This is a genomic window from Achromobacter denitrificans NBRC 15125 (assembly GCF_001571365.1).
In the GTDB taxonomy this organism is placed as follows: Bacteria; Pseudomonadota; Gammaproteobacteria; order Burkholderiales; family Burkholderiaceae_B; genus Achromobacter; species Achromobacter denitrificans.
The window spans coordinates 1-10,732 of the sequence record NZ_BCTQ01000056.1; the positions used below are offsets into that span (position 1 = coordinate 1).

9 protein-coding genes are annotated in these 10,732 nt (G+C 65.3%); 2 read left to right on the forward strand and 7 right to left on the reverse strand.

The window, feature by feature from the left end; all coding sequences use genetic code 11:
* A partial coding sequence (locus tag ADE01S_RS28435; protein WP_156494268.1) for a transposase occupies positions 1 to 422 on the forward strand: 422 nt, incomplete at its 5' end.
* A 251-nt stretch (positions 423 to 673) separates the two neighbouring features.
* On the opposite strand, the gene ADE01S_RS28440 is transcribed toward ADE01S_RS28435, so the two are convergent.
* The 3 genes from ADE01S_RS28440 to ADE01S_RS28450 all read right to left on the reverse strand — a co-directional run bounded on the left by ADE01S_RS28440 (position 674) and on the right by ADE01S_RS28450 (position 5,304).
* Positions 674 to 1,393, reverse strand: coding sequence for a VOC family protein (locus tag ADE01S_RS28440; RefSeq protein ID WP_062685127.1), 720 nt, complete (start codon positions 1,391 to 1,393; stop codon positions 674 to 676).
* Positions 1,394 to 1,409: 16 nt separating this feature from the next.
* Positions 1,410 to 4,145, reverse strand: a complete 2,736-nt coding sequence (gene secA, locus ADE01S_RS28445; RefSeq protein ID WP_062685128.1) for a preprotein translocase subunit SecA — start codon at positions 4,143 to 4,145, stop codon at positions 1,410 to 1,412.
* 190 nt (positions 4,146 to 4,335) lie between these two features.
* A complete protein-coding gene (locus ADE01S_RS28450; RefSeq protein ID WP_062685148.1) occupies positions 4,336 to 5,304 on the reverse strand; it encodes a M23 family metallopeptidase in 969 nt (322 codons plus the stop codon).
* A gap of 127 nt (positions 5,305 to 5,431) precedes the next feature.
* On the opposite strand from ADE01S_RS28450, the gene ADE01S_RS28455 reads away from it, so the two are divergent.
* Positions 5,432 to 5,839 (forward strand): DciA family protein, encoded by a 408-nt coding sequence (locus ADE01S_RS28455; RefSeq protein ID WP_081954982.1) that lies wholly within the window; start codon positions 5,432 to 5,434, stop codon positions 5,837 to 5,839.
* A 292-nt stretch (positions 5,840 to 6,131) separates the two neighbouring features.
* On the opposite strand, the gene lpxC is transcribed toward ADE01S_RS28455, so the two are convergent.
* The 4 genes from lpxC to ADE01S_RS28475 form a co-directional block, all read right to left on the reverse strand.
* The gene (gene lpxC / locus ADE01S_RS28460) at positions 6,132 to 7,055 is read right to left on the reverse strand and encodes a UDP-3-O-acyl-N-acetylglucosamine deacetylase (protein WP_062685129.1); all 924 of its coding nucleotides are present in this window, start codon (positions 7,053 to 7,055) and stop codon (positions 6,132 to 6,134) included.
* Between the two features lie 241 nt (positions 7,056 to 7,296).
* Positions 7,297 to 8,478 carry a cell division protein FtsZ gene (ftsZ, locus tag ADE01S_RS28465; RefSeq protein WP_062685130.1) on the reverse strand — a complete coding sequence of 394 codons (1,182 nt, stop codon included), beginning with the start codon at positions 8,476 to 8,478 and terminating at the stop codon, positions 7,297 to 7,299.
* A gap of 190 nt (positions 8,479 to 8,668) precedes the next feature.
* Positions 8,669 to 9,895 (reverse strand): cell division protein FtsA, encoded by a 1,227-nt coding sequence (gene ftsA, locus ADE01S_RS28470; protein ID WP_043542559.1) that lies wholly within the window; start codon positions 9,893 to 9,895, stop codon positions 8,669 to 8,671.
* 4 nt (positions 9,896 to 9,899) lie between these two features.
* The gene (locus ADE01S_RS28475) at positions 9,900 to 10,724 is read right to left on the reverse strand and encodes a cell division protein FtsQ/DivIB (RefSeq protein ID WP_062685131.1); all 825 of its coding nucleotides are present in this window, start codon (positions 10,722 to 10,724) and stop codon (positions 9,900 to 9,902) included.
* Positions 10,725 to 10,732 lie beyond the last annotated feature (8 nt).

The window sequence follows — 10,732 nt, forward strand, 5'->3', positions numbered from 1 at the left end:
TACCTGCCCTGGCGCAAGACTTCAAGTTGCTTACCAGTATCGTCGGCGTGGGCAACCTGACGGCAACGGCCCTGGTGACCACCTTCGCTCGCATACCGTTTACCAGCTCCGATGCCGTGGTGGCCTATGCCGGACTGGATCCCAGGCCCAAGGAGTCCGGCACCTACAAAGGCATGAGAAAGCTCAGTAAGCAGGGCGATGCCATCCTGCGCAACCTCGCCTACAACGCCGCCACCGCCGCCGCCAGATCAATCACCTTCAAACCCATGTATCAGGCATTGCTCGCCAAAGGCTGGGCAACCACCCAAGCCTTGAACATCATTGCCAGAAAGCTCTTGCGCATCGCCTTCGGCGTATGGAAATCACGCAAACCCTTCGAGCGAGAACTCTTCCTCGCCAACCAGGCTTGCGTGAAACCATAGAATCTACGCCCGGTACCCTGCGTGTAGTGGGCGGGCGAGACCGGCGGAAGGGATGGGGACGGATGAGAGGGTAGGATGGGCAGAGCGCGGCAGATCCCAGGCAAGAACCTAGATGCCCAGCGCGCGAAACCCATGCGGTGGGCAAGAGCGTGTTTTCCAGCCGCGGCTAGGCACTGTCTGCCCACGGCCGCATGGGTTTCGCGCGCTGGGCAACTGGGTTTTTGCGCGAGTTGTCTCGCGCTTTACCCATCCTACAACCCGGTATCCAGTGTGTAGTGGGCGCCGTCCCGGTTTTCCAGGGTCAGGGTGGAAAGCGCGGGCGTGGCGGCCGACGCGTCGTGGCTCACGTGGATGCGCAGGTTGGCCAGTGGCACGTCCCAGCCATCGCCCGCGGGCTCGGCATCGAGGTCGGTGATCCGCGCCAGCTTTTGGGCGACCGCCCGGGCATCGGACGCCCGGGCATCGATGCGCAGCAGGCTGCGGGCGCCGTTCGGATGCGCCATCAGCTCGGGCGACCACACGCACTCTGGCGTCAGGTGACGGCAAAAATACATGCGGATGCCGGGCAGGGGCTGCTCGGCGAAACGCACGGTATGGAAACGGGCCTGGACTTCCTCGCCATCCAGCATCGCCGGGCGGGTCAGCTCCTGCACCGGATTGACGGCGAAGCCAGCAGCCAGCAGGCGCTGGTAGGTGGCCTCGGCGTCATGGGTGCGGAACACCAGCGCCTCCAGCCCGAACGGCGAGTCGGCGATTTCCTTGCGCGCGGGCGGCGCGCCCGGCGGCCAACCCAGCAATTCGACGTACGTGCCTTCCAGCACGATCAGCCGGTTGCAGGAACCCAGGTTGTGCACCGCCTTGTCGCTCAGGTGAAAGCCCTGGCGCTCGAAGTGCGGAGCCAGCGCATCCAGCCGGTCGCGCACCATGACCACGGCGTGATCGAACTCAGTGCGGCCGACGGAATGCAGCATGTTCACTTCTCCTGGTTCAGACGAGCTTGCCGTGGCACTGCTTGTACTTCTTGCCGCTGCCGCAGGGGCACGGATCGTTGCGGCCGACCTTGGGCACCACGTTGCGCACGGGCAGGGCGCCAGCCTCGTCGGCGGACGACGCCAGCGCCTCGTCGTAGTCGGAATGGTGGTACTGCACGTTCTGCACGTGCGACTGGGCGGCTTCGGCTTCGGCCTGGTCCACTTGTTCCTGCGACTGCACGCGCACCGTCATCAGGACGCGGACCACGTCGTCGCGGATGCGATCCAGCATGCCCGAGAACAGTTCGAACGCTTCGCGCTTGTATTCCTGCTTGGGGTTCTTCTGCGCATAGCCGCGCAGATGGATGCCCTGGCGCAGGTAGTCCAGCGCGGACAGGTGCTCGCGCCAATGCGTATCGATGGCCTGCAGCATGATCGAACGCTCGAACTGCGACCACGATTCCGCGCCGACCTGGTCGACCTTGGCCTGGTAGGCGTCGCGGGCGGCGGCCACCACGCGTTCGCGCAGGTCTTCGTCGGTCAGGCTGGTTTCCTTTTCCAGGATTTCCACCAGCGGCAACTGCAGATGCCAATCGGCCTCCAGCGCCTTTTGCAGCGCCGGCACGTCCCACTGCTCTTCCACCGATTCCGGCGGCACGTGGACGTTGAACATGTCGGTCACGGCGGCGTCGCGCAGGTTCTGCACGGTTTCGCCCACGCTGGTGGCTTCCAGCACGTCGTTGCGCTGCGAGTACAGCACCTTGCGCTGGTCGTTGGCCACGTCGTCGTATTCGAGCAGCTGCTTGCGGATATCGAAGTTGCGGCCTTCCACCTTGCGCTGCGCGGTCTCGATCGAACGCGTCACCATGCCGGCCTCGATGGGCTCGCCCTCGGGCAGCTTCAGGCGTTCCATGATGGCGCGCACGCGGTCGCCCGCGAAGATGCGCATCAGCGAGTCTTCGAGCGACAGGTAGAAGCGCGACGAGCCCGGATCGCCCTGGCGGCCGGCACGGCCGCGCAGCTGGTTGTCGATACGGCGCGATTCGTGGCGCTCGGTGCCGATGATGCGCAGGCCGCCGGCGGCCTTGACCTGCTCGTTCAGCGGCTTCCATTCGGCGCGCACCTTCTCGATGCGCGCGTCCTTCTCGGCTTCGGACAGCGATTCGTCGGCGCGGATCAGGTCGACCTGCTTGTCGACGCTGCCGCCCAGCACGATGTCGGTGCCGCGGCCGGCCATGTTGGTGGCGATGGTGATGTGGCCCGGCTTGCCGGCTTCGGCGACGATCTCGGCTTCGCGGGCGTGCTGCTTCGCGTTCAGCACTTCGTGCGGCAGCTTGGCCTTCTTCAGCAGACCCGACAGCAGCTCGGAGTTCTCGATGCTGGTGGTGCCCACCAGCACCGGCTGTCCGCGCTCGTGGCAATCGCGGATGTCGGCCAGGATGGCGTTGTACTTTTCCTGGTCGGTCTTGAAGACCTGGTCGTTCTGGTCCTTGCGGACCATGGGCTTGTTGGTCGGGATGATGACCGTTTCAAGCCCGTAGATTTCCTGGAATTCGTACGCTTCCGTGTCGGCCGTGCCGGTCATGCCGGACAGCTTCTCGTACATGCGGAAGTAGTTCTGGAACGTGATCGAGGCCAGCGTCTGGTTCTCGTGCTGGATCTTCACGCCCTCCTTGGCCTCGACCGCCTGGTGCAGGCCGTCGGACCAGCGGCGGCCCACCATCAGGCGGCCGGTGAATTCGTCGACGATCACCACCTCGCCGTCCTGCACCACGTACTGCTGGTCGCGGAAAAACAGCGTGTTGGCGCGCAGCGCCACCATGAGGTGGTGCATCAGCGCGATGTGGCGCGGGTCGTACAGCGATTCGCCTTCGGGCAAGATGCCCAGGCGCGCCAGGATGCCTTCGGCGTTCTCGTGCCCGGCTTCGGACAGGTAGACCTGCTGGCTCTTTTCGTCGACCCAGTAATCGCCTTCGGGTTCCGGCTCCTGCGGCTTGGGCTCGTGCGCCATGCGCTTGAGCAGCGGCGGAACCGCATTCATGCGGATATAGAGCTCGGTGTGGTCCTCGGCCTGGCCGGAAATGATCAGCGGCGTGCGGGCCTCGTCGATCAGGATCGAGTCCACTTCGTCGACGATCGCGTAGAACAGGCCGCGCTGGCGGCGGTCCTCAACACGGTATTCCATGTTGTCGCGAAGGTAGTCGAAGCCGAATTCGTTGTTGGTGCCGTACGTGATGTCGGCGACGTAGGCGGCCTTCTTCTCTTCGTTGGGCTGCTGCGGCACCACCACGCCGGTGCTCATGCCCAGGAAGCGGTACAGGCGCCCCATCCACTCGGCGTCGCGCCGCGCCAGGTAATCGTTCACCGTGACCACGTGCACGCCCTTGCCGGCGATCGCGTTCAGGTAGACGGGCAGCGTCGCCATCAGCGTCTTGCCTTCGCCCGTGCGCATTTCGGCGATCTTGCCGTTGTGCAGGGCAATGCCGCCCAGAATCTGCACGTCGAAATGGCGCATGCCGAACACCCGCTTGCCGGCTTCGCGCACGACGGCGAAGGCTTCGGGCAGCAGGTCGTCCAGGGATGTGCCCTGGGCGTGGCGGGAGCGGAATTCCTCGGTCTTGGCCGCCAGCTCCTCGTCGGAGAGCGCGGAGATCTTGGGCTCAAGCCCGTTGATCTGGGTTACCAGCTTGCGATACTGCTTAAGCAGCCGGTCGTTGCGGCTGCCTATGAGTTTTTTGAGCAGAGAAACCATGCGATGTCGGCCGCACGGGACACGCCGCCCTCGCGTAAGGGCTGGGCAGCGTCGCCCGTGACTTGATGTTATTGGTTGAGCGGGGGTCCGCTGGGAAACGAACCAGTTTAACGCACCTGGAGCGCAATAGCCTGGATCTATCACCAGGGTAGCACTGTTGGCCGGTTTGACCGGCCAAGCCGCCGGCGGTTCACTGCGCGGCGTGAGCCAGCGCGGGCGGAGCGTTCTGCTGCGGGCCCAGGAACAGGCGAGGGTCCAGGGGCTGGCCCGCCAGGCGCACCTCGAAGTGCAGGTGCGGGCCGGTGGAACGGCCCGAACTGCCCACGCGGGCGACCTGCTGGCCCCGCTCGACCAATTGTCCCTGCTTGACCAGCAGGGACGAAGCATGGGCGTAGCGGGTGATGAGCCCGTCGCCGTGGTCGATTTCGACCATGTTGCCGTAGCCGGGCTGGAACTTGGATTCCAGCACCACGCCGCCCGACGCCGCCAGGATGGCCGTGCCGGGAGGAGCGGCGAAATCCAGGCCTTCGTGCATCGCGCTGCGGCCCGTCACCGGGTTGCGGCGCCAGCCGTAGGAGGAGCTGAGGTAGGGATAATCGGTAATCGGCATGGCCGTGGGCATGCGGGCCTGGTCGGCCGAACGCCGGGTCAGGGCCGCGTCCAGCAGCTTCAGGTTGTCCGTCTGCTGGGACAGCCGGGCCTGGATGTCGTCGAGCTGACGGCCCAGGGCCTCGGCCGACGCCGCGCTGGGCGGGGGATGGTCGGTGAACAGGTCATCCATGACCTGGGTGGCCTCGGGCTGGATCAGCGCCTCGGGCTGGGCCAGGGCCAGCTGCTTGGCCAGTTCGGGATCGGTATAGGCCACGCCGGCCACCTTGGCCACGCGCTGGCCCAGGCCGTCGATGCTGATCAGCTTGGCCTGCAGGGCGCCCACCTTGGCCGCCAGCAAGTTCATGTTTCCACGCAGGAAATCGGCATCGCGCCCCGGCTGGTTCGACAAGGGCCAGCCCACGGTATGTACGGCCGGCAGGATCGGAGTAAGGTATCGTTGCAGGGCGGCGCCGAAAATGGCGGCCGTGATCAAGGCGAGCCCCAGGAACAGCGCCAGATGGCCGCCGCCCAGGGTGAAATGCCCGTCCTGCCCGTCGCGGGCGTGCATAATCACGATTTTCAAGGTTTGCTTCCTAATTCTTAGAGCCGGGATGAATAGACCCACTTCATACCGTCAACGTTCCAGTTCCAGCCGGCGGGAAGAAAATACCGCCCTGGGATGGCTGGGTCATGACATGCGGGGCGCCGGGGTTCTGGCGACTGCCCGCAAGCACTTGCAAATCCAGTACGCGGTGGCGGCGGTTCTGCCCGCCCCGCTGGGCGCCGTATGCCAAGTGGGCAAGCTGGAAAACCAGTGCCTGCACCTGGTGGTGCCGAGTGCCGCTCATGCGGCCAAGATGCGTCAGCTGGCCCCGCGCATCGCGCGGACCTTGGCCGACCAAGGCTGGAACCTTAACGAAATCGCCGTCAAGGTACAAGCGGGTTTGCCCAAACCCGGCGCCCGCCAGCCGCGCCCTCCCACAGAGGCGCAACCCCTGGGCGAAACCGCCCTGGGCGCGTTCGAGACGCTGCGCGGCAACCTGCGCCCGGGGCCGTTGGCCGACGCGGTCGCCAAGCTTCTAAAGCACCACAAGAGTAGCTGAAGCCGCGAGGCTTGTCCGGCGCCAATCGCGCCCGGAAACGAAGCGAAACCAAGTTCTCGGACGGATCGATACTATGGTTTGCCGCTGGATTGCGCCTTAAGCGCGAGAGGATGACGACTGCCATCGTCCGCGGGGAGGCATCGCACCTTTGACGCACATCAACATCGCGGCAAAAGCAGTCGAGGCCTTAACCCACTACCGTCAGGAGCAAGTCGGGACACCGCCAGATCCGGCTCCGCCGGTCTGCAGGTGTCGCCCCCTGGGGGGCGCGCGTAGCGCGTAGGGGGGGGCTCTAGGCCAGCTTCCATTCGTGGCGGAACGCCTGCGGCGCCTCCGCCTGCGATTCGTAGGTAATCAGTTCCCAGGCATCGCGCTGGGCCAGCAGCGCGCGCGCCAGCTGGTTGTTCAGGCCGTGGCCCGATTTGCATGCGACGTAGCGCGCCACCAGGGGCTTGCCCAGCAGATACAGGTCGCCGATGGCGTCCAGGATCTTGTGCTTGACGAATTCATCGTCGTAGCGCAGGCCGTCGCTGTTGAGGACGCGGTACTCGTCCATGACGATGGCGTTGTCCAGGCTTCCGCCGCGGGCCAGGCCCATCGAGCGCAGGGCCTCGACTTCGTTCACGAACCCGAAGGTGCGCGCGCGCGCGATCTCGCGCACGTAGGAGTGCGTCGCGAAATCGATCTCGGCGAAGTTGGCCGTGGAGTCGATCGCGGGATGCCGGAAGTCGATGGAGAACGCCAGCGCGAAGCCTTCATGCGGCTCCAGGCGCGCCCATTTCTCGTTGCGGCCTTCGCCTTCGCGCACTTCCACGGGCTTCAGCACGCGGATGAATTGCTTGGGCGCGTTCTGTTCGACGATGCCGGCCGAGCGCAGCAGGTAGACGAACGTCGCCGCGCTGCCGTCCATGATCGGCACTTCTTCGGCCGTCAGGTCGATGTGCAGGTTGTCGATCCCCAGCCCGGCCAGCGCCGACATGAGGTGTTCGACCGTGGACACGCGGACGTTGCCCTGCTGGAGCACGGACGCCATGCGCGTGTCGCCCACGCCGGCCGCCTGGGCAGGCAGGTCCACGACCTGCGGCAGATCGACGCGGTGGAAAACGATACCCGTGTTGGGTTGTGCCGGGCGCAAGGTGAGCTCGACCCGCCGTCCGGAGTGGACGCCGACGCCTGTCGTGCGGACGAGATTCTGGATGCTGCGCTGTCGGAACATGAGACTTGGGTGATTTGAGCCAGGAAGCCGGCAATTAGCTAATAGATTGCCGGCGTAACTGACGTATTGTAACGCTGTCCGATCCCTGGCGCCATCTGGCGTCCGGATCGACCTATACCTCCGTCCCCCTATTTTTACCGTGCAAGGGAAACACGGACCGCTCCGCCTCCGGCCCGCCCGAGGGGACAGGCGAGCCGGAGATGAGGGAGTGCGCGTTAGAGCCTGTGATCGGCTCTTTGGTTCAATCCGCCTGCTTGCGCAGGAATGCCGGGATGTCGAAATGATCCATGCCCGAGCTTTCCAGCGCGCGCACCTGGGCCGAGGCCTGGCTGCGCGGATTGCGCATGACAGACGGCATGTCCAGGTTGCGGTAGTCGCCCTGACCGGCCGGCATCGCGCCCATGGGCATGTTGTCGGTGCCGGTGCGCAGCACTTCAGCGGTGTTCTGCACCAGTTGCGGACGTGCTTGCGCGCGGCCCAGGCCGGTTGCGACCACGGTCACGCGCAGGTTTTCACCCATGGACTCGTCGTAGGCGGTGCCGAAGATCACGGTGGCGTCGTCCGAAGCGTAGCTGCGGATCGTTTCCATGATTTCGCGCGTTTCGCGCATCTTCAGCGAGCGGCTGGCGGTGATGTTGACCAGCACGCCGCGAGCGCCGTTCAGGTCCACGCCTTCCAGCAGCGGGCAAGCGATGGCGTGCTCGGCGGCGACGCGGGCGCGATCCGCGCCGGAAGCCGATGCCGTGCCCATCATGGCCTGGCCCTGCTCGCCCATGATCGTCTTGACGTCTTCGAAGTCGACGTTGACGTTGCCTTCGACGTTGATGATTTCGGCGATACCCGCGCAGGCGTTGTGCAGGATGTCGTCGGCGGAACGGAAGCAGTCTTCCTGCGTCGCGTCCTCGTCCATCAGTTCATAGAGGTTCTCGTTGAGCACCACGATGAGCGAATGCACGTGCTTGGCCAGTTCGGAGATGCCGTCCTCGGCCATCTTCAGGCGCTTGTTGCCTTCGAAGGTGAAAGGCTTGGTGACCACGCCCACGGTCAGGATGCCCAGTTCCTTCGCCACTTCGGCCACGACCGGGCCCGCGCCCGTGCCGGTGCCGCCGCCCATGCCCGCGGTGATGAAGACCATGTGCGCGCCGTTCAGGGCGGCACGGATCTCTTCACGCGCGGTTTCGGCCGACGCGCGGCCCTGCTCGGGCTTGGCGCCCGCGCCCAGGCCGGTGCGGCCCAGGCGGATCTGCACCGGGGCGTTGGTCGCCGCCAGTGCCTGCGCATCGGTGTTGGCGCAGATGAAATCCACGCCGTTCACGCCGCTGCGAATCATGTGCGCGACGGCATTGCCGCCCGCACCGCCCACACCAACGACCTTGATAACGGTCCCTTTGGTGTTGTTCTCAAGCATCTCAAAGTTCATCATGATGACTCCCTCACAAGTCCGATTTTGCAAATCACAAAAATTCCCCAACAACCTATTTTTTGTGAATCGCCTCAAACACGTCGCCGGACTGGCCCGCAACGGGTTTGAAGCGCCTCCCCTCTTCTGGCCCGGCCCGCGATACCGCTAGCCGACCGGACCAAGGAGCAGGCCCCAACCTGCCCCCCTCAACCTAGTTCATGAACCATTCCTTCATGCGCGCCAGCAAGGTTTTGAAATTGCCAGTCTGGGCGGCGACCTTGCGGCCGCGCACACGCTGCATGCGGGCTTCCTGCAGCAGCCCCATCACCGTCGAGAAGCGCGGATTGCGCATCACGTCGGCCAGGCTGCCTTCATATTCGGGTACTGCCACGCGCACCGGCTTCAGGAACACGTCCTCGGCCAGTTCGATCATGCCGGGCAATTGCGCCGAGCCGCCGGTCAGGACCACGCCGGAGGCCAGCAGGTCTTCGTAGCCGGAATCGCGCACGACCTGTTGCACCAGCGTGAACAGCTCCTCCACGCGCGGCTCGATCACCGCGCCCAGCGCCTGGCGCTTGACCTGGCGCGGCCCGCGGTCGCCCAGGCCCGGCACTTCCACGGATTCGTCCGGGCTGGCCAGGACCTGCTTGGCCACGCCGTAGCGCAGCTTGATTTCTTCGGCATCGGGCGTGGGCGTGCGCAGCATCGCGGCGATGTCGTTGGTGATCTGGTCGCCGGCGATGGGCAGCACGGCGGTGTGGCGGATCGCGCCACCGGTGAAGATCGCCACGTCGGTGGTGCCTCCGCCGATGTCGACCAGCACGACGCCCAGCTCCTTCTCGTCGGCCGTGAGCACGGCCAGGCTGGAGGCCAGAGGCTGCAGGATCAGGTCCTGCACTTCCAGGCCGCAGCGGCGCACGCACTTCACGATGTTCTGGGCGGCGCTGACCGCCCCCGTCACGATGTGCACGCGAACTTCCAGCCGCAGGCCGCTCATGCCGATCGGCTCGCGGATGTCTTCCTGGCCGTCGACGATGAACTCCTGCGTCAGCACGTGCAGCACCTGCTGGTCGGTCGGGATGTTCACCGCCTTGGCGGTCTCGATGACGCGGGCAACGTCGGTGGCGGTGACTTCCTTGTCCTTCACGGCGACCATGCCGCTGGAATTGAAGCTGCGGATATGGCTGCCGGCAATGCCGGTGTAGACGTCGCGAATCTTGCAATCTGCCATCAGCTCGGCTTCTTCAAGCGCGCGCTGGATGGAATTCACAGTGGTCTCGATATTGACGACCACGCCCTTGCGCATGCCGCGCGATTCATGCTGGCCGAGGCCCAGCACTTCGAATCGCCCTTCAGGCAAAATTTCAGCCACCACAGCCACCACCTTGCTGGTGCCGATATCGAGGGCGACGATAAGGTCCTTGATGTCACGGGTCATGGCGTTAGCGTTTCTTGGGAGGTTTCGGTGTGGATTTGGATTTGGTTTCCGACGGCGGCAACGGGGCCAGCGCCAGGGCGAAACCATTGGGATAGCGCAAGTCGGCCTGTGTCACGGTGCGCCCTTCCAGGCGCCCCGCCACGGCGGGCCAGGCTTGCACGAAACGTTGGATACGGGCGGCGAACGGCAACGCGCCCGGCAGGCCATGCGGATCCGGCGCGTCGGCGCCCGGATCGCGGCCCAGGTCCAGCGACATGCCGTTGGACAACACCACGCGCCAGGCGTAGCGCGGGCTCAGTTCCAGCTGCTTGACGTGCATGTCGAGCGGGGCGAACCAGCGCGCCAGCTCGGCGTAGCGCTGCACGACCAGCGACTCGGTGCCCTCGGGGCCGAAGAACTGCGGCAGCACGGTCTCGTCGTCCACCTCGCCCGTGTTGGCCGTGAACGCCTCGCCCCAGGTGTTGATCATCTGGTTCTCGTTCCACAGCGCCAGGGGCTGCTGTTCCTCGATCCGCACGCGCAGCACGTTCGGCCAGATGCGCCGCACGGTGGCATGCCGGACCCACGGAACCGATTCGAAAATCTCGCGCGCGTCGTCCAGGTCCACCGTGAAGAAATTGCCCTTGAAGCGGCCCGCGATCGCCGACCGCACCGCCCCCGGAGACACATAATGCAGCTCGGTGTCCGGCATCGATTCCAGTTCGATCGCCGACAGCGTGAAGAACGGGCGCTGCGCAACCCACACCACGCCCGCGATGAGCATGGCGCAAACCGCCAGCACGGCCAGCGTGTTGGCGATCAGGTTGGTAGTGCGAGCGTCGTTCCACACAGAGTATC

What these genes read in the sequence shown, in the direction of transcription:
- ADE01S_RS28440 (WP_062685127.1), bottom strand. Translation starts at nt 1,393, where the DNA reads ATGCTGCATTCCGTCGGCCGCACTGAGTTCGATCACGCCGTGGTCATG.
- secA (WP_062685128.1), bottom strand. Translation starts at nt 4,145, where the DNA reads ATGGTTTCTCTGCTCAAAAAACTCATAGGCAGCCGCAACGACCGGCTG.
- ADE01S_RS28450 (WP_062685148.1), bottom strand. Translation starts at nt 5,304, where the DNA reads ATGCACGCCCGCGACGGGCAGGACGGGCATTTCACCCTGGGCGGCGGC.
- ADE01S_RS28455 (WP_081954982.1), top strand. Translation starts at nt 5,432, where the DNA reads ATGCGGGGCGCCGGGGTTCTGGCGACTGCCCGCAAGCACTTGCAAATC.
- lpxC (WP_062685129.1), bottom strand. Translation starts at nt 7,055, where the DNA reads ATGTTCCGACAGCGCAGCATCCAGAATCTCGTCCGCACGACAGGCGTC.
- ftsZ (WP_062685130.1), bottom strand. Translation starts at nt 8,478, where the DNA reads ATGATGAACTTTGAGATGCTTGAGAACAACACCAAAGGGACCGTTATC.
- ftsA (WP_043542559.1), bottom strand. Translation starts at nt 9,895, where the DNA reads ATGACCCGTGACATCAAGGACCTTATCGTCGCCCTCGATATCGGCACC.